The sequence below is a fragment of the Nocardia sp. NPDC049220 genome, assembly GCF_040647855.1.
Taxonomy (GTDB): domain Bacteria; phylum Actinomycetota; class Actinomycetes; order Mycobacteriales; family Mycobacteriaceae; genus Nocardia.
In genome coordinates this window covers 389,880-407,612 of the sequence record NZ_JBEZDA010000003.1, presented here as the reverse complement: position 1 = coordinate 407,612, position 17,733 = coordinate 389,880, and the positions used below count along the sequence as shown (strand labels likewise).

At 65.8% G+C, this 17,733-nt stretch carries 16 protein-coding genes and 1 pseudogene; 11 read left to right on the top strand and 6 right to left on the bottom strand.

Going from position 1 to position 17,733, the window contains the following annotated elements:
* Window positions 1-86: 86 nt before the first annotated feature.
* From AB0C34_RS13425 to AB0C34_RS13410, 4 genes are all read left to right on the top strand, one after another.
* Window positions 87-1,223 carry an aminotransferase class V-fold PLP-dependent enzyme gene (locus AB0C34_RS13425; RefSeq protein WP_357070975.1) on the top strand — a complete coding sequence of 379 codons (1,137 nt, stop codon included), beginning with the start codon at window positions 87-89 and terminating at the stop codon, window positions 1,221-1,223.
* Window positions 1,220-2,506 (top strand): amidohydrolase family protein, encoded by a 1,287-nt coding sequence (locus AB0C34_RS13420; RefSeq protein WP_357070972.1) that lies wholly within the window; start codon window positions 1,220-1,222, stop codon window positions 2,504-2,506. The genes AB0C34_RS13425 and AB0C34_RS13420 overlap by 4 nt, the downstream gene beginning before the upstream one ends.
* A 345-nt stretch (window positions 2,507-2,851) precedes the next feature.
* Window positions 2,852-3,370 carry a cysteine dioxygenase family protein gene (locus tag AB0C34_RS13415; protein WP_357071364.1) on the top strand — a complete coding sequence of 173 codons (519 nt, stop codon included), beginning with the start codon at window positions 2,852-2,854 and terminating at the stop codon, window positions 3,368-3,370.
* Between the two features lie 91 nt (window positions 3,371-3,461).
* On the top strand, window positions 3,462-3,854 hold the full coding sequence (locus AB0C34_RS13410) for a rhodanese-like domain-containing protein (protein ID WP_357070969.1): 393 nt from the start codon (window positions 3,462-3,464) through the stop codon (window positions 3,852-3,854).
* 127 nt (window positions 3,855-3,981) lie between these two features.
* Here the strand turns inward: AB0C34_RS13410 and AB0C34_RS13405 are convergent, their stop codons facing one another.
* From AB0C34_RS13405 to AB0C34_RS13395, 3 genes are read right to left on the bottom strand one after another with little or no spacing between them, the layout of a single operon-like run.
* Window positions 3,982-4,782 carry a crotonase/enoyl-CoA hydratase family protein gene (locus tag AB0C34_RS13405; protein WP_357070966.1) on the bottom strand — a complete coding sequence of 267 codons (801 nt, stop codon included), beginning with the start codon at window positions 4,780-4,782 and terminating at the stop codon, window positions 3,982-3,984.
* Window positions 4,775-6,946 (bottom strand): acetate--CoA ligase family protein, encoded by a 2,172-nt coding sequence (locus AB0C34_RS13400; protein WP_357070963.1) that lies wholly within the window; start codon window positions 6,944-6,946, stop codon window positions 4,775-4,777. The genes AB0C34_RS13405 and AB0C34_RS13400 overlap by 8 nt, the downstream gene beginning before the upstream one ends.
* A gap of 2 nt (window positions 6,947-6,948) precedes the next feature.
* Complete coding sequence (locus AB0C34_RS13395) at window positions 6,949-7,722, bottom strand: enoyl-CoA hydratase/isomerase family protein (RefSeq protein ID WP_357070960.1); 774 nt, start codon at window positions 7,720-7,722, stop codon at window positions 6,949-6,951.
* A 238-nt stretch (window positions 7,723-7,960) separates the two neighbouring features.
* Here AB0C34_RS13395 and AB0C34_RS13390 point away from each other — a divergent pair, with 238 nt between their 5' ends.
* Window positions 7,961-9,340 carry an amino acid permease gene (locus AB0C34_RS13390; protein ID WP_357070957.1) on the top strand — a complete coding sequence of 460 codons (1,380 nt, stop codon included), beginning with the start codon at window positions 7,961-7,963 and terminating at the stop codon, window positions 9,338-9,340.
* A gap of 7 nt (window positions 9,341-9,347) precedes the next feature.
* Here AB0C34_RS13390 and AB0C34_RS13385 read toward each other — a convergent pair whose 3' ends face one another.
* Window positions 9,348-10,253 carry a MurR/RpiR family transcriptional regulator gene (locus AB0C34_RS13385; RefSeq protein ID WP_357070954.1) on the bottom strand — a complete coding sequence of 302 codons (906 nt, stop codon included), beginning with the start codon at window positions 10,251-10,253 and terminating at the stop codon, window positions 9,348-9,350.
* 643 nt (window positions 10,254-10,896) lie between these two features.
* Between AB0C34_RS13385 and AB0C34_RS13380 the strand changes: the two genes are divergently transcribed.
* Entirely contained in the window at window positions 10,897-12,048 is a 1,152-nt protein-coding gene (locus AB0C34_RS13380) for a histidine decarboxylase (protein WP_357070951.1), read from the top strand.
* Window positions 12,045-12,707 carry a DUF6875 domain-containing protein gene (locus AB0C34_RS13375; protein WP_357070948.1) on the top strand — a complete coding sequence of 221 codons (663 nt, stop codon included), beginning with the start codon at window positions 12,045-12,047 and terminating at the stop codon, window positions 12,705-12,707. The genes AB0C34_RS13380 and AB0C34_RS13375 overlap by 4 nt, the downstream gene beginning before the upstream one ends.
* Window positions 12,708-12,767: 60 nt before the next feature.
* Here AB0C34_RS13375 and AB0C34_RS13370 read toward each other — a convergent pair whose 3' ends face one another.
* Entirely contained in the window at window positions 12,768-12,914 is a 147-nt protein-coding gene (locus AB0C34_RS13370; RefSeq protein ID WP_357070945.1) for a hypothetical protein, read from the bottom strand.
* Window positions 12,915-13,208: 294 nt separating this feature from the next.
* Entirely contained in the window at window positions 13,209-13,784 is a 576-nt protein-coding gene (locus AB0C34_RS13365; RefSeq protein WP_357070942.1) for a CGNR zinc finger domain-containing protein, read from the bottom strand.
* An 89-nt stretch (window positions 13,785-13,873) separates the two neighbouring features.
* On the opposite strand from AB0C34_RS13365, the gene AB0C34_RS13360 reads away from it, so the two are divergent.
* From AB0C34_RS13360 to AB0C34_RS13345, 4 genes and pseudogenes are all read left to right on the top strand, one after another.
* Window positions 13,874-14,749, top strand: a complete 876-nt coding sequence (locus AB0C34_RS13360) for an alpha/beta hydrolase (protein WP_357070939.1) — start codon at window positions 13,874-13,876, stop codon at window positions 14,747-14,749.
* 317 nt (window positions 14,750-15,066) lie between these two features.
* Window positions 15,067-15,684 (top strand): annotated as a pseudogene (locus tag AB0C34_RS13355) (transposase); the annotation flags it as partial.
* Between the two features lie 112 nt (window positions 15,685-15,796).
* Entirely contained in the window at window positions 15,797-16,318 is a 522-nt protein-coding gene (locus AB0C34_RS13350) for a hypothetical protein (protein WP_357070936.1), read from the top strand.
* A gap of 400 nt (window positions 16,319-16,718) precedes the next feature.
* The gene (locus AB0C34_RS13345; protein WP_357071360.1) at window positions 16,719-17,723 is read left to right on the top strand and encodes an adenylate/guanylate cyclase domain-containing protein; all 1,005 of its coding nucleotides are present in this window, start codon (window positions 16,719-16,721) and stop codon (window positions 17,721-17,723) included.
* Window positions 17,724-17,733 lie beyond the last annotated feature (10 nt).

Genomic DNA, 17,733 nt, shown 5'->3' with positions numbered 1-17,733 from the left:
CTTTGCCCGAAAGTCTTGCGCATTGACAGTGACGACTGTTCACTGTGACTGACATTGTTCTGCGTTTTTCACGATGGAGGCGATCCGTGGATCCCCACCGGTTTCGGGCCCAGTTCCCCAGTTTGGTCGACACCACCCACCTGGCGTCGTGCAGCCAGGGCGCGATTTCCACCCGGGTCACCGCCGCGCTGGCCGAACTGGCCTACGTGCTGCGGGATCAGGGCGCGCCATGGGGACCGTGGATGGCCGAGGTCGAGCGCCTGCGCGCCACGGTTGCGGCCTTTCTCCATGCGGACACAGCAGAGATCGCCCTCGTCCCCTCCGCATCTCATGCCGCGTTTCAGGTGGCCACCGCGGTCGACTTCGGCAGCGACGGCGTGATCGTGTCGATGGGTGCGGAGTTCCCCAGCGTCGGGCAGGCGCTGCACGCGCAACGGCCAGCGCCTGGCCAGATGCGGTGGGTCAGCCAAGACTCGATGCGCACAGTCGGCGTGGTCGAGGCCTACCGCGCGCAGATCGACGACTCGACCCGACTCGTATCGATTCCGCTGGCGCTGTACACCGACGGGTCCCTGCAGCCGGTGAACGCGATCGCCGAACACGCGCGTGCTGTCGGTGCGCGGGTTCTGGTCGATGCATACCAGGCCGCGGGCGTCTACCCGGTAGATGTCACCGAGATCGACTGCGATTACCTGATCACCGGCACCTTGAAATACATGCTCGGCCTTCCCGGGATCGCGGTGCTGTTCGCCAGGTCCGGCGTGCAAGACCAGCACCCACCACGGATGACGGGGTGGTTCGGCCGGGTCGATCCGTTCGACTTCGATCCGACCAGCCTCGACGTCCCCGTTGAGGCGCGACGGTTCGAGTCCGGCACCCCCGGCGTTCCCGCGGTGTATGCCGCGCGGGCAGGAATCGAGGTGCTCGATCAGATCGACCCGACCACCCGATGGAAACACGTCGAGAGCCTGGTCACCGAAACCACCGCCCGGCTGACCGAGACGGGCGAAACCCTGAGCTTGCCCGCACCCGACGCCCGGCCCGGCCCGCAGGTCGCGATAGTCGATGCGGTTCCGGAAGCGTTGACCGAGTTTCTCGCTGAGCGCCGAATCGTCACCGCTCCGCGCGGATCGATCGTCCGGGTTTCCTTCCATTACTACAACACCACTGACGACGTCGACCGGCTGTGCGCGGCGATCGAGGACTACCGGAGGCAGGCATGACCACCCGCACGACGCTGGTCGCCGCCCGGCTTCTGGCCGACGCCGACGCGCCGCTGATCCACGATGCAGCCGTGTGTGTCGAGGGCAGCATCATCACCTACGCAGGGCCCCGCAGTTCGGCGCCGTCCAGCACCGACACCACCGAGACGATCATCGACCTCGGGGACACCACCATGATGCCGGGATTGATCGACTGTCACATCCACCTCTGCCAGGACCCGGCCTCCGGCGAGATCACCCTCGAAATGTCCACCGACGACGACGCGCTGCGCCGACGGATGGTGACCAATGCGCGGCGACTCCTCGATGTCGGCGTCACCACAGCCCGCGACCTCGGCTCGCCTGGCGCGCTGGGAACCGACGTGCGTGACCTGCTGACCACCTTGCCGCACGCCACGCCACGCCTGCTCGCGGCGAACGCTCCGATCACCGTCACCGGAGGCCACGCCGCATCGATGGGTGGCGTCGCCGACGGCGTGGACGAGATCCGAGCGGAGGTACGGCGGCACGCCGAACAAGGTGTGGACCTGATCAAAGTGATGACCACCGGCGGGTTCATGACGCCGGGCAGCCACCCTTCCCAAGCCCGCTACACCGTCGACGAACTCAGCGCGCTCGTGACCGAAGCGCACACCCATGGGCTTCCTGTCACCACACATGCGCTGGGCATCGAGGGCATCGAACGCGCTGTACTCGCCGGAGTCGATTGCATCGAGCACTGCGGCTGGGTCACCGCCGACGGCACCCAGTTCGATCCCCGGATCGCCGGAATGATCGTCGAACGGGGGATCGCCGTCAGTCCCACGATGAACAGCGCCTGCACCGCCGAGCACTACATGTGCCCGTGGGATGAACGTGACGCCGTTGTCGGCAATCTGCGCAAGCTCGTCGGACTCGGCGCGATCGTGGTCGCTGGGACCGATGCCGGAATTCCCCTGGTGCACTTCGAACAGTACGCCGACTGCCTGGACACCTTCCTCGAAGCAGGCATGACCCCGAGGCAGGCGATCGCGAGCGCCACCCACATCGCCGCCGAGGTCTGCGGCCTCGACGAGGTCACTGGGCGGCTGCGGTCCGGCCTGAGCGCCGACCTGATCGCCGTCGACGGTGACCCCACCCAGAACATCGCCTCTCTGCACCACCCCCGTTTCGTCATGGCCTCCGGCCGCCGCCACGAGATACACGAAACCGACCTCGACAGCGGCTATTCCGCCGCCCGCGAACGAATCCGGCGAGAGCTCGAAAGGGGAGCAGGCCGCCACACCTCCGCGGGCACCGACTGATCAGGGCAATTCCCTCGCCTCGGTGGGTCACTGCTCGTGAATTCGGTGGTGAGCGTTCGAACACGATGACGACTGGCCGGATCACGGTGTTCTCCGAACCGCTCAGTTCCCAGATTGGAGAAGTACGCCGAGGACACTCTGCTAAGGCACCGTTTCCGCATGTCAGACCAGTGCAGGAGTAGGCGACCGCACGCCGAGTCGCGACCTGTCGGGCAGGTTTTGCTCACGGTGATTGTGGGTAGTGCCGAATGCGATCGGACGAAGGATAATTCGGGCGGCTGGTTCGCCAAGGTGCCACCGTGCACCAGTTTTATCCGCACGATCACGTAGGAGCACAGTGTGACGATGTCACTCCCGGTGAATCTCAAGCACGCCAAAGACATTCACCCCGGGGTAGACGTACCGCTGTTACACGACGCCGTCCGGCCGGAGCGGACGCTGTGGTCACCCACGGAACTACGCGAGTTGACCAGTGCGGTGGCCACCGAGTTGGCGACGCCACTGCGAGATATCGTGCAGTTCGACACCGAGCAGCGTTGGTGGGCCAGATTGGCGCTGACCATGGGCGTCGAGCTGTGGCTGCTGTCGTGGACGCCGGGACAGAGCACCGAACCGCACGACCACGGTGGCGCCGCCGGCTCGTTCACGGTGTTCATCGGCGAACTCGGCGAGCAGTACCTGCACACCGGTGGATCGGTGCAGTCGGCGCAATGGCAGGCCGGCAACTCCGTCGCATTCGGTCCGGGCCGGGCACACCAGTTGCGCAACAACAACTCGCGCCCGGCCGCGTCGGTGCATGCGTATTCGCCGCCGTTGCGTCCGGTCCGCGAGTACCGCACGCTCACGGATTTCGCCGGCGTGTGAGCGAGCGAGCGAACAGGGTCTACGCCGTGGCGGGCATGATGGAACTGCGCGTCAACGGGACGCCGTCGTCGAGTGCCGACAAGGAGCAATCATGAGTGCCGAAGAGTTGCTGAACCAGGCACGAGCGCAGCTGACACGGGTTGACCCGGAGCAAACAGCAGCCATGTTGGCCGACGGGGCGCTGGTCGTCGACATCCGGCCGCACGCGAACCGGCTCGCCGAGGGCGAGATCCCCGGCGCCGTGGTAGTGGAGCGGATTGTGCTGGAATGGCGCCTCGATCCCACCGGCGACCATCGCCTGCCGGGTCTCACCGCGGATACGCCAGTGGTGATCCTGTGCAACGAGGGCTATGCGTCGAGTCTCGCCGCCGCCGACGCTCGCCGTATCGGGCTCCGGCACGCCACCGACCTCATCGGGGGGTTCCGAGCCTGGCAGGCGGCCGGATTGCCGGTAGTGGCGGGCGGCTCGCCCGCAGTGCCGTAGTCGGGCTCGGCCGCGCGGGGTTGCCACACCGGCCTTCGTCTCGTCAGCTGTCGTCGCCAGGTCCGTGCAGGTCGACTTCGCGCAGAAGTCGCCAGCGTGTCGCTGTGGGCCGGCAGTGGCCCTCGGCTCATCGGCCGGTGAAGTCGGGCGGTCTTCGGTCCAGCATGGCCGCGACTGCCTCGCGGTGATCGTCGGTGTGATGTGCGATCGCCTGCATCGCCGCGGACAGTTCCAAGAGACTTTCCAGACTCTGCCGCTGCCCCTCGCGCAGCAGCCGCTTGGTCATTCGCAGCACGTGCGGTGGGTTGGCGGACACCCGGGCGGCGAGCCGGTGGGCCGCATCGAGCAGGGCGTCGGGTTCGACGACCTGGGAGACCATGCCCCAATCGAGCGCGGTCTGCGCGTCGATCGGTTCACCGGTGAAGGCCATCTCACAGGCTCTGACCATGCCGATCGCCCTCGGCAGCAGCCAGGCGCCGCCGTCACCGGGAATGATGCCGACCTTGATGAAGCTCTCGGCGAATACCGCGGTGCTGGCGGCGATACGCATATCGCACATCAGCGCCAGATCGCAACCCGCGCCGATGGCCGGTCCGTTGACCGCGGCGATGGTGGGAATCTCGCAGTGGTACAGGGCTTTCGGAATGCGCTGGATGCCGTGTCGGTACCCCTGACGCAGCTGCGCCGGTGTGCCGCCGAACATTCCGGCCCGATCGCGCATGTGTTTGACGTTGCCGCCGGAAGAGAACGCCGACCCGGCGCCGGTGAGAATCGCCGCCCGCAGACCGTGGTCCCGGTTGGCTGCGATCACCGCGTCCTCGATGGCGGCGATGGTGTCGGCTTCGGAGATCGGGTTGCGAGCCGCCGGATTGTTCAGCGTCCACACGACGACGTCACCGCTGCGGTCGATCAGGATCGGTTCATTCACGGCCACCTCCAGGGGTTTCCCCTGACAATACGATCCGGATATCGACCGGAGCCGTTCCGGACCTGGAGGCGATGACCGGATTGAGATCGAGTTCGACTATCTCCGGGTGCTCGGCCACGAAATCGCCGACGCGGACAAGCAATCGGGCCAGCTCATCGCGGTCCACCGCAGGGAGATGGCGGTAACCGTCGAGCATGCGGGAGGCAATCGTCTCGCCGATCATCTCGTGCGCCTCCAGCGCGGTGAACGGCGCGGCCCGGAATGTGACATCCTGCAATGCCTCGACCAGCACTCCGCCGCTGCCGAAGGCCACCACCGGTCCGAAGATCGGATCGCGCGTCGCACCGACGAGTAGTTCGACCCCGGCGTCGGCCATCGGGGCGACGATGATTCCGTCGATATGGGCATCGGGCACGTGGGTTCGAACGGAATCGATGATCGCCTGGGCATGTCGAGCCGCGTCGGCGGCCACCACGCCGAGCCGGACCCCGCCGACGTCGGACTTGTGGATCACCTGCGCCGAAACGACCTTCAGCGCACAGGGCCGTTGATAGTCGGCGACGGCCGCGACGACCTCCGCGACGGTACCCGCGAAAGTCCAAGCGCCGATGTCGAATCCGGCTGCCTCGACCACCCGCCGTGCGGTCGGTTCATCGAGAAGTCCCGAGCCTGGGATCGGTGGGGCGGGAAGCGGCAGGACCAGCGAGGAGCGCTGTGGAGCATCGACCACCCTGCGGCCGCGCCGCTCCAACGCGACCACTACTCGCACGGCGTGATCGATCGAACCGAGCACCGGGACGCCACCTGCCCGCAGGCGATCGTGGTTGGCGATCTCGGCGCCGGCGTAACAGCTCTGGATCAGCAGGGGGACACCGCGTTCGGCGACGAGCTCGAGCAGGTGGACGGCCGCAGCGTCCTCGATCTCACGTAACCCGGGGTCGAATCGCAGGTGGTAGCCGCCGTAGAGGCCGATGATCAGCACTAGACCGACCTCGGGATCACGCATGAGCGCCTCGGCGGCGTCGACGAACACCATCGGGTCGGTGTCGGTAGCGCCCGCCACATCCACCGGATCGGTCACCGCGGCGGCGTCGCCGAGCAGTTGTCGTAGCCGCAGCCGAGTCTGCGCGCAGAGCCCGGCCAGTTCGATGCCGCGAGCGGCAAGGGCATCGGCGGCCAGCGTCGCGTGGCCGCCGCCATCACTGAGTATCGCGACTTTGCCCCCCTGGGCGATCGGAGCGCAGGTGGCGAGGGCACCTGCGACGACCGCGAGTTCGTCCGAGCGGTCGATCAGTTCCACTCCTGCCTGCCGCAGTACGGCCGCCGCCACCGCGTCCGACCCGGCGATCGAGCCGGTGTGCGAGCGCGCCGCGCGGCGGCCGACTTCCGAACGTCCGCCGCGCAGCACGGCGACCGGCGTGTCCAGTACCGCGCGTGCGGCGGCGACCAGGAACGATCGGCCGTCGATGAATCCCTCGGAATGAATCGCCACCACGCCGGTGCCCGGGTGGCCGGCCAGTTCGGTGAGGCATTCGTCGTAGCGGACGTCGGCCTGGTTGCCCAGCCCCACATAGGCGTGGAAACCGGGGCCGCTGATCGCGCGATTGTCGTTGACCAGCGAGAGCAGCATGTTCCCGCTCTGCGTGATCACACTGATCGGGCCGCGCGGAACACCCTGGAGTCCAACAAGATTCGCACCCGAGGAGACGTTGATCAGGCCCGAAGTATTGGGGCCGATGACCCTGATGCCGGTTTCCGCGATCACCGCCGACAGCGCGGCGGCGAGTTCGGCGCCGGCGTCCCCGAGTTCGCCGAAACCGTTGGCCAGCACGACAGCTCCGGCGATGCCGGCGGCGGAGCATCGACGCAGCGTGTCGGGAACGGCGGCCGCAGGCAGAGCGATGAGCGCGACGTCGACACCGTAGGGAAGCCGATCGATCGACGAGTACACATCGAGGCCGAGGATCTGCGTTGCGGTCGGGTTGATCGGGTAGATGGGATGGGCGTAGCCCGATTGCTGGAGAGCGCGAATGGCGTGAAACCCTCGCTTGGCCACATTGGTTGACGCGCCGACGATAGCGATGGAATGAGGGTCGAACAGCCGCTCCAATGCGGTGCGAGTGGAGGTGTCGCGCCTGAATCCGCGCTCGGCGATGCTGGTCATGCCTACTTTCCCTCGAAAAGCGGGGCGCGGCGTTCGGCGAACGCCGCGACGCCCTCGGCCCAGTCCCTGGTCGCCATCAATTCGAGAAGCTCCCGCGGCTCGGTGGCGAACGCGACGTCGAGCGGATCGTTGCGGCGCAGTGCCGCTTTCATCCGAGCCACTGCCAGCGGCGCCTTCGCCGCGAGGGTTTCGGCCAGCTCAGTGGCCGACTCGAGCAGCAGGTCGGTGGCTGTCACGGAATGGGCCAGCCCCCAATCGAGTGCCTCCTTGCCGGTGAACCGGTCCCCGAGAATCAGCAGGTCCGTGGCGCGGCGCAGGCCGACCAGGCGCGGAAGGCGGTTGGTCACACCCCCGCCGACAAAGGTGCCGATACTCACCTCGGGAAACCCCATCTGCGCGTCCTCGGCCATGACGAGGAAGTCCGCGCTCACCGCCAGTTCGGCGCCGGCCCCGAGGGCATAGCCGTTGACCGCCGCCACCACCGGCGTTCCCATCGTCTGGATCTGTTCGCAGGCACGCTGACCGAGGTCGAGGTAGCGCGCCTGCTCGGCAGGAGTCCTGGTACCCGACTTGTGCGCTTTCAGGTCGGCGCCGACGCAGAATGCCCGTCCGGTGCCGGTGAGAACGACACAGCGGATATCTGGATCGGAATCGGCCGCAACCAGTTCGACGATCAGCACGCGATACAGCTCTTCATTGACCGCGTTCAGGCGTTCTGGGCGGTTGAGCGCAAGTGTCGCGACAGAACCGGATCTGTTGACCAGCACAGTCGACATGGGGCCTCACTTCTTCTTCCGGCATGGAAATACGGTGCGGGGCAGGCAGACCAGCCGATCGCGAGCCACCGCGGGCCGCGGCCGGGTCCACCCGGTCACGAGCCGTCCCCACACTATGCCATAGAAATTGCATTGCATAACGTATATGCAAAATCTATTGCTCACGCCGTGCTGACCGTGTTTCATGACACACAATCAGTTATCTGGGTCACCTCCCACGGCCACGGAAGAAGGCATCGTGCCCACCTCAGGGAATCTGCAGCACAGCATCAACACTCGCCAGTTGACGATGATCGGTATCGGCGGGGTCATCGGCGCCGGACTGTTCGTCGGCAGCGGTAAGGCGATCTCCGCGGTCGGACCGGGCATCGTCCTCGTCTATCTGTGCACCGGCCTGGTCATCATCCTGGTGATGCGGATGCTCGCCGAACTGGCTACAGCCAGCCCCGAGACCGGGTCGTTCTCCAGCTACGCCTCCCGCGAACTCGGTTCCTGGGCGGGGCTATCGGTCGGGTGGGTATACGCCTATCACTGGTGTGTCACCGTCGCTTTCGAGGCCATCGCAGGCGCGGCGATCGCCAATCAGCTCCTGCCCGCACTACCGACCTGGCTGTTTTCGCTGATCTTCATGAGCGCACTGACCGGCGTGAACCTGGCGGCGGTGACCTCCTTCGCCCGTTTCGAGTTCTGGTTCGCCATGATCAAAGTGATTGCGATCGTGGCCTTCATCGGAATCGGTATCGCCGCGGTCTGCGGTCTGTTCCCGCACTTCCACACGCCAGGAACGACGAACCTGCTCGGGAACGGCGGCCTGTTCCCGAATGGGCTCGCGCCGTTGCTCGTCGCATCGTTGACGGTCTTCTTCTCCTACTTCGGCACCGAACTGGTGACGATCGCCGCGGGCGAGGCGACAGATCCGGTCCAGGCGGTGCGCGCGAGCATGCGCAGTATCGCCGGACGCATCCTGATCTTCTACGTCGGCTCCATCCTCGTCGTCGTCACGCTGTTGCCCTGGAACGCAACCCAAGTCACCGAGAGCCCCTATGCCGCGGTGCTGGACCTGCTGGGAGTTCCGGGTGTGCAGACCATCATGAATCTGATCGTGCTCACCGCCGTGTTGTCGTGCTTGAACTCAGGCCTGTACTCGTCTTCGCGGATGCTGTTCGCGTTGTCACGTCGCGGTGAAGCCCCTCGCCTGCTCGGTACCACCGCCCGTTCCGGGGTGCCCGTCGCCGGTGTCCTCGCCGCCTCGAGTGCCGGATTCCTCGCGGTGGTGGCGAACTACTTCCTGCCCACCGGGGCGGTTTTCACGTTCCTGCTCAGTTCCTCGGGCGCGATCGCGGTCATGGTCTATCTGTGCATCTGCGCTACCCAAATCGTCGGACGCCGCAACAAGACCGCCGCGCAGATCGCCGATCTGCCGGTGCGGATGTGGGGCGCCCCGTACCTGTCCTATGCGGTCGGAGCAATTCTGCTGGGTATCGTCTGCGGGATGGCGTCGACCTCCGACACTCGGACCCCGCTCGCCTTGACCCTGACAGTCACCGGCGTTGCCGTCGGCGCGGGCCTGATTCATCAGCGTCGAACGGCCGCGGTACAACTGGCGCCGGCGGAGTAGGTCGGCGCTATTCGCCCGCGGTATCGGAAACGTAGACGCCGAACTCGCCCAGCAGTTTCTCCTCCTCGAGCAGTGTCGCGCGCACCCGATGACCGAGCAGATGGGCGACCTCGCCGGTCATCGCCTGGGCGAGGGAGGTGAACGCGGTCATCGAGCGCAGCACGCTGGCGCTGGACGCCTCGATGTAGAACGTGTCGTGCGCCGACACCGCCAACGGCGAGACGGCGGTATCGGTCAGTGCGATGACGTGCGCACCACGCTGTCGAGCCCACTGCGCGGCACGCACGGTGTCGCGGCTGTAGCGATGGATCGACATCGCCACGAAGCAATCGCCAGCACGCACCCGCCGAAGTTCGTCGGTCAGGGATCCGGCGCTGGCATCGACCGTCGACACGTCCTCACGCAACATGCCGAGCAAGTAACTCAGCAGATACGCGGGCGCGTGGCATTTGCGCAGACCCATCACATGCACGCGGGGCGCATGGGCCAGCTGCTCAGCAACCGACTCCCACATCGCGTCATCGATGCGCGCGAACGTCCGGGCGATATTGGCCTGATCCAGCGCCACGGTGTGTTCACGCAGGCCCGCCCCCTCGGCGGCGAGGTGTTCGAGATTGTCGAAGCGGCGCAGCAATTGGGCCTGCTCCTGCAACCGTTCCCGACACAATCGGGTCAGCCCGGGATACCCTTTCAACCCCAGCCCATTGGCAAAGCGAACGACCGTGGCCTCGTTGACCCCGACCGCGCTCGCGAGTTCGGAGACGGTCATGAACGCGACCGCTTCGGGATCCGACAACACTCGCTGCGCGAGCTTCTTATGCGAGTTGGACAACGTATCCATCCGACCACGGAGTTCGATCACCAGCTCGTCGAAGGTCGCGGGGCCAGTAGCGGCCTCCGCATTCGTGTCCACCGAGCCTCCTCCCGTCCACCCCCGGCGGTCCACCTCGCCAAGGCAGCACTCTCGCCCCAATCTATCCGATTCCGCCGGTCACGCAGCCACCGCATCGCCCGGGCCGCCACGATGCGCTGGCGCGCCAGTGGACCGATGCCACTGGACACGCGTCCAAACTTTCTTCTCGACAGCGGGAAGACTCGCTTTTTGAGCTCAGCGCAGTTCAAAGAGTACCGTCCAGTCGATTTTCCGGTTCACGTTCAGGCCCGGAGCTCCAGGCCGCGGTAGCTCGATTGGCGCAGGCCGTTCGGCGTGAAAGTAGGTGGCAGACCGACCAGGCCACGCCGCATTGTGCACTTCATGCCAGTTTCGAATTCCCGGCCACCCAAGGCCGATCCGTGCACGTCAGGCCACTACACAAGCCGACTCCCCGCTACGGCAACGCTTCGACCTCGACGAGGACGAAGCCGCCGCGATCCGATCGGCGCGAAAGCAGACACGCGAATCTTGCCTCGATCCGCCGAAAGGCCATCGGTGCACGATCCGCGGTGCTGACGCACGGAGCGAAGCAATGTCCGACACCGCACGAGAGGTGTCGCGTCGCCAAATCTCCGACACACTCAGCCAGCCTTCTATGAATTGACGAATCAAGTTGGTGCGAATGAACCAGACACGGTCCGACCAATACAGGATCGGGCAATCCCCCCGGCCCGAGCGAGACCTGCTCGAGCCCCTCGATGCCTTCATCGCGGAAATGCGGGCAGAGGAGCCCTACGTACTCGGCTTCCCCGGCAATCTCGACTTCAGTTTCAGCAGATTTGCCGGTCTGCTCGACATCTTCGTGAACAATGTCGGCGACCCGGGCAGTGACGAGAAGTCGAATGTCAGCGCCAAGGTCATGGAGCGTTCCGTGGTCGAGTTCATGGCCGAGCTCGCCAACGCCGACCCACGGCAGATTTATGGATATGTGGCCGCCGGCGGCAGTGAAGCCAATCAGTTCGGGCTGGACCGCGGCTGCACGCTGCTTCCCGAAGCCAGGATCTACTGCAGTGCGGCAGCGCACTACAGCATTCACAAGAGCGCCCGGCTGATGCGCAAGGAATTGGTTGTCGTCGCGTGCGACGACCAGGGTCGGATCGACGCCGATGCCCTCGCCCGCGAATGCCGCGACCACACGGGCCGAGGCGCCGTCGTAGTCGCGACGATCGGCACCACCATGACCGGTGCGATCGACGATGTCGACGCGATCATCGGGGCCACCGCGGCAGCAGACCAGGTCTATGTTCACGCCGATGCCGCCCTCGGCGGGCTCATCGTGCCGTTCACCGCCGAGCGGGAGTCGTGGGGGTTCGCCCGGCCCGAAGTCGGCAGCGTCGCAGTAAGCATGCACAAAGGGCTCGGCATGCCGGTGCCGTGTGCATTGGCGCTGTGCCGATCGGAGCTGGTCGACTCCAGAGTCGGAGGTGAGTATGTCGGGGCCACCGACTCCACCCTCAGCTGTTCGCGCAGCGGACTGGCCAGTGCGCTGCTCTGGTATGCCCTGGCGGCCAAGGGAATAGCGGGCCTGGAGCGCAATGCCCGCAGGGCCCTCGACACGGCCGAGTACGCCACAAAGAAGCTGGCCGACGCCGGGTTGCGCCCGACCCGGCATCCCGCATCGATCGTCGTCGTCTTCGACCGCCCCGCCGAGTGGATATGCAGCAAATACCACCTGGCCACCGAGGAAACGCGGGCGCATATCGTCACCGTGCCGCACGTGACTGAACAGATCATCGATGAGTTACACCACGATGTACGGCGGAACCTAGGATGACCGCGACGATCATCGACCAGATCGACCCCGCGACACAACAGGTTCTGCGCGAGTGGCTGACGGGCTATGTCACACAGCCACATCCGGAATTGGGACGGCGCGGCGCCGTATGCCCGTTCGTGAAGCCCTCCCTGGCGGCAGGAGGCATCGTGTTCCGCACCGCGGATTGGGAACCGCGACACACGCCCGAGCACCTGGAACGCATCGTGTCCGACTCGCTCACGGCGTTCGAAGAAACCGATTGGCAAGTCTCTAAAACGAGCAAGCAAGCCCTGATCGTGGCCTTGCTCACCATGCCGGACAACCAGTGGCACCTCATCGACGAAGTGCATCGAAAGATCAAGGACAAGGCGCTCGCCAGGGGATTGATGATCGGGCAGTTCCATCCACAATGCCCCGCCCCGGCGGTGCACAACCCGCAGTTCGCCGTCAACCGCGCACCGACGCCACTGATCGTCGTTCGCCATATGGCCAAGCACGACATCCTGTTCCTCGCGGACGAAGCCGCCTGGTTTCAGGCCTACCGAGATCGGTTCGGCCACAAGTACGAACTGCGACAGGTCCACGAACCCCACCTGATCAATGCGTACACCGTTGCCGCGGCGAAATGGTCCACCGCCGACCCACAGGTCGAGTCGGACCGGTGCGCTGTGCCGTAATCGGTCGGTCGATGACGACGATTGCGGGGATTGCTCGTGCTACCGCCCATACCGCGTCTATCACGAGTCCGCCCGGCGCGGGATCTGGATGACGTTGTCGAGGTTGGTCGCCAGGGCGTCCTCCGACCGGAATCGGGCGTTCGATGCCGGAGCAAGTGATCGACCCAGGATCACCTCGCCCGCACAGTGGTGCGTCCGTCTCGCCATATCAACTCCAGTTTCGCACTTTTCGGGGAACGGGTGTTCGATGCGTACGACGGCCTTGCCCGACATCGGGCGCATAGATCTATACAGGCTCGGTTAGCCACCAGGACGATTCCGCCGCGACCAGGTAAAACCGATCCGTAAGCGGCTGCCGGGCAGTCTCAGTCGATCTCGCCGACCTTGGCATCGAACAGGCGACCAGACATATCCGACCAAGGCCTTGACGGTGAAGGCAAACCTGCTCAGTTCATGTACGTGGTTGCCGGTGAGCGTCACGCGTCGGGATGCCGCGGAGATTCACACGGTGCTGTCGCGATCTCTAGCGGTGTGCCGGTCGTAGTAGCGGGCGACACGGACTCGGTTACCGCAGCGCTGCGCCGAGCACCAGCGGCGGCGAGGATGGGCGGGGAGAAACAGCAGGACGCAGTCCTCGGCTTCGCACTGCTTCAGTCGGGATATCGCCTGGTTGGCAAGCAAATCGACGGCGAACTCGGCGAGGAAGGCAGCCAACCGGGTACCGGCCGGGCCCGTGCGCCGCACGGTGGCGGTGAGTGCACCGTCGGTCCATTCCACGTGCCGGATTGCTGGTGCGGCGGATTGCACCTGGTTGAGTCCGTGCAGTGCGGCCACGGATGGGCGGCGGTCGTGCAGCAGTGCGTCCAGCACTGTCGCGAGGTATTCGCGCACTCGGCGGACCTGGTCCAGGTCTGCGGCGGTCGGATGTTCGAGAGGTGGTTCGGGGAGTCGATCGGCCTGTAGACGCAGCCAGTCGGCGAGTTGATCGGGGGTGCACAGCAAGTCGGTATCAGCCAGATGGGTGTTGACCAGGTCCAGGGCCAGCGGCTCACCGACCAAGGGCGCTACCTCACTCATGTCACTAATGCTACAGGAGTAGGTTGACACATTAGATATTGGCCAGGTAGACCTAATGCATTATCTTCGAGAGAAAGCATGTGATCGTTGTGAGTCTGCCGCTGGTTCACCACCGCCACATCGAGATCGACGGCGTCGAGGTCTTCTACCGGGAGTCCGTGCCCACTCGTGCCGATGCCCCGACGCTGTTACTACTGCACGGGTTCCCGTCCGCCTCCCACCAGTTCCGGCGGCTCATCGACGTGCTCGGCGATCGGTACCGGATGATCGCGCCCGACTACCCCGGCTTCGGAAACACCACGGCGCCAGTCGATTTCGAGTACACATTCGACCATTTGGCCGATATCACCAAGGGTTTCGTGCGACGGCTGGGCCTGACCCGGTTCGCCATGTACCTGTTCGACTTCGGCGCCCCGGTGGGCTTGCGGCTCGCGCAGCGCCATCCGGAATGGGTGGCGGGTCTGGTCGTCCAGAACGCGAACGCCTACGAGGCAGGGCTGTCCGACGGCGCACGCGAATTCACCGCGCTGCGTCCCGAACAGCACGGAGCCGAGGGCACCATTCGCGACCTGCTCACCCTCGAAGGCACCCGCGGCCAGTACGAGACCGGCGTCGCCGACCTCGACCTGCTCTCGCCCGAATCCTGGCTGCTGGATCAACATTTCCTCGATCTGCCCGGCCGCAAGGCAGCGCAGGTGGCGCTCGCCTTCGACTACAAGTCCAACATCGCCTGCTACCCCGCCTGGCAGGCCTGGCTGCGCAAGCACACCCCGCCCACGCTGATCGTCTGGGGCGCAAACGATCCCTTCTTCCCGACCCCCGGTGCACACGCCTACCTGACCGACGTCCCCGACGCCGAACTACACCTGTTCGACACCGGCCACTTCGCCCTGGAAACCCATCTGGCCGAGATCGCCTCGCACACCGCAGACTTCCTGGACCGGCTCCCGGACCCGACACGCTGATACCCATCACAACCAGTCACATCGCCGGACAGCGACCGGCCCATGGATAGCGACAACTCGTCTACTACAGAGCGCACCGTGAGAACTCGCCTCCGGGTTCGCCGGCTACATAACGAAAATCGGCTGCTTACAGATCACTATAGTTAGCGTATTCAGAGTGTGCATGGCGCCGGGGGACATGCTGACGTGTGCGACATGCGGTGGCCTGGTCGGCGTGTCGGGCGATCACGACAGTGTCGGTGCGGTGATGATCGGCGGTTTGTGTCGATCCCTGCGGTGCCGAAGCCGTTGCGACCCTTGCTAGACGCGTTCCGGCCGTGTTTCACCACGCCGACCTTTGTCACGTTCGTCGCGTTGGTCGTGGGGTTGATCGCCGCACCGGCCCAGCGCACCATGTGTGGCATGTTTCTCGCCGCCCGGATGGGGGGCATCACAGTCGCGCACACCGGTACTTCGCTTCTGCCCGTTGGAGTCTCGACCAGGTCGGCCTCATCATGCTAGGACTGGTCGTCGGCTGGCTCACCCCCACCAGCGCGCCACTGCTGATCGCGGTCGATGACACGCTGTTCCGGCGCAGCGGCAAAAAGGTACACGGCGCGGTGTGGGCCTACGACGGTTCCCGCCAGGTCGCCAAAGGGCAGGCCAAACTCTCCCGCGGCACAACGTTCGTGGTCGCCGCGGTGCTGGTCGAGCTGCCGTTCGCGGACCGTCCGATCACGTTGCCGGTGCTGTTCCGGCTGTGGAGCCCCGGTGGCCCCACCAAGACCGTTCTCGCGCGCGAGCTGATCGCCCGGATCGCCGCGGCCCGCTCCGACCGTGTTATCCATGTCGTCGCCGACAGCGCCTACGTGTGCAGCACCCTGCGGCAGCTGCCAGTGAATGTGACGTTGACCGGCCGCTGCCGCGCAACGCTGCGCTGTTCGAGGTGCATCCCGAGGTGGACGAGCCGCCGAATATGCGCGGCAGGAGGGGGCGGCCCGCACCCGGGGCGACCGGATCGGCACCCCGGCCGATCTGGCTGCCACCACGCCGGGGGTCGAGGTCACGGTGACCCGCTACGGTCGAACTGCCACCGTGATCGTGCACGAACGCCGCTGCCTGTGGTACGGCGCCTTCCGCTCCCAGCCGGTGCGCGTCATCGTGGTGCGCGAATCCCGCCGCCCGACTATGATGCTGCTGACCACCGACACCACCACTGCGGCAGCCGAACTCATCGAGAGGTACTCCGCGAGGTGGGCCATCGAGGTGGCGCTCTTTCAGGCAAAGATCATTACCGGTGCCGGGGCGGCCCGAAACCGCACCCGCCTTGCGGTGGAGCGCACCGTCCCGTTCGGGATGCTCGTCCAGACGCTGGTGATCCTCTGGTACCACCTGGCCGGGCACTCACCCGCCGTCGTTGCCGAGCATGCCCGCTGGCATACGACCAAGACCCATCCCAGCTATCCCGACATGCTCGCCAAGCTGCGGCGCACGCTGATCGCGGCCCAATATTGTGCCGACCTGCCCGGCGACCCCACTCCCAATCAAATCCGCAGCATCCGGCTGGCCTGGGAGAACGCTGCCGCCTGATCGCGAAACACGAGATATCAATCAGACCGCGACAAATCGAAAATATGTTCGATGACCCGCGGCCCGTCTACCGACTCACCGACGGAGTCGAGCCCCAGCGCCTCTACCGCTGTGCCCGATGGCAGATGGGCCGTACCGCGGCCCGGCACCTGCCCGCACTGCGGACAACAGTTCAGGCCGAAGAGCATGCTCGTCGGCTCGTTGGCGTGCTTACCCGGGGGCGACATTCACCGCCTCCATGTCTGCGTCAACTGTGCGGAGGTCGTGTACACGCCGCCGATCACCGACGCGTACGAGCATCCGCCGCGAAAGGTCGGCGGTCGTGCACGATAGCGCGAGGGTGCGCACACCGTGCGGCAAAGTCACGCGACCTTCGCGCGCCCGTAATGTACCGATCATGGTGCCCAAAGAGAACTCCGCATTGGTGCAATCGGTTGTGGAGTCGTGCCTGCTCGACGGACCGCGACGGTACAACCGCGCCGAGGTCGCCGAGCGGACCGGGACTACCGAGGCACTGACCCGCCGGCTGTGGACGGCACTCGGTTTCCCCTCCAACGTGGACGAGGAGGCGATCGACTACACCGACGCCGACATCGCCGCGGTCGGCAACTTCCAGCGGATGAACGTCTTCTCCTCAGCCGACAAACGTCAGCAGGCGGCCACCGCGCGGACGCTCGGGCAGGGCATGGCGCGCCTGGCGGAATGGCAGGTCGATGTGCTGCTCGCGGAGGTCGCCGAACGCATCGCCGAGTCGGAACCGGACGCCGACCCGGCCGAGACGGTGCGCGCTGCGACCGAGGGCGCCATCGCCACGCTGGAGCAACTGAACACCTACGCCTGGCGTCGGCATCTCGCTGCGGCGGTGTCCCGTTCGCTGGACCCCGCGACCACGGTGGGTGAGTCGGTTCGGGAACTGGCCGTAGGCTTCGCCGACATGGTCGGCTACACCCGGCTGACCAGGCACCTGCACCCCGACGAGTTGTCCATGCTGCTCGAGGCATTCGAGTCCACCACCACCGCCGCCATTACCGAGAACGGCGGGTGGGTGGTCAAGAATGTCGGCGATGAAGTGATGTTCGCCGCGACGAACGCCGCCGACGCCGCCCGGATCGCGCTGGCGATCCAGGAGTCGACCATGATGGTCGGCGGCAATCCGGAGTTGCGCGTCGCCCTGGCCTACGGGCCAGTGCTGCAACGGTTCGGCGACTTGTACGGCTCGGTGGTGAATATCGCGTCCCGGCTCACCGGAGTCGCGCGACCCGGCACCGTGCTGATCGATGACATCGCCGCCGACGCGCTGGCGGACGATGCGGAGTTCAGCGTCAAGAACCTGCGCAGTGTCCGGGTACGCGGCTTCACCCGGCTCCGTCCACACGTGCTGCGCCACAACAGCACGAGCAGCTAGGTCCCGCGGC

Bases quoted from the DNA above. Each gene is read 5' to 3' on its own strand.
- AB0C34_RS13375 (WP_357070948.1), top strand. From the start codon at position 12,045: ATGACCGCGACGATCATCGACCAGATCGACCCCGCGACACAACAGGTT.
- AB0C34_RS13370 (WP_357070945.1), bottom strand. From the start codon at position 12,914: ATGGCGAGACGGACGCACCACTGTGCGGGCGAGGTGATCCTGGGTCGA.
- AB0C34_RS13420 (WP_357070972.1), top strand. From the start codon at position 1,220: ATGACCACCCGCACGACGCTGGTCGCCGCCCGGCTTCTGGCCGACGCC.
- AB0C34_RS13395 (WP_357070960.1), bottom strand. From the start codon at position 7,722: ATGTCGACTGTGCTGGTCAACAGATCCGGTTCTGTCGCGACACTTGCG.
- AB0C34_RS13400 (WP_357070963.1), bottom strand. From the start codon at position 6,946: ATGACCAGCATCGCCGAGCGCGGATTCAGGCGCGACACCTCCACTCGC.
- AB0C34_RS13365 (WP_357070942.1), bottom strand. From the start codon at position 13,784: ATGAGTGAGGTAGCGCCCTTGGTCGGTGAGCCGCTGGCCCTGGACCTG.
- AB0C34_RS13415 (WP_357071364.1), top strand. From the start codon at position 2,852: ATGTCACTCCCGGTGAATCTCAAGCACGCCAAAGACATTCACCCCGGG.
- AB0C34_RS13410 (WP_357070969.1), top strand. From the start codon at position 3,462: ATGAGTGCCGAAGAGTTGCTGAACCAGGCACGAGCGCAGCTGACACGG.
- AB0C34_RS13380 (WP_357070951.1), top strand. From the start codon at position 10,897: ATGAACCAGACACGGTCCGACCAATACAGGATCGGGCAATCCCCCCGG.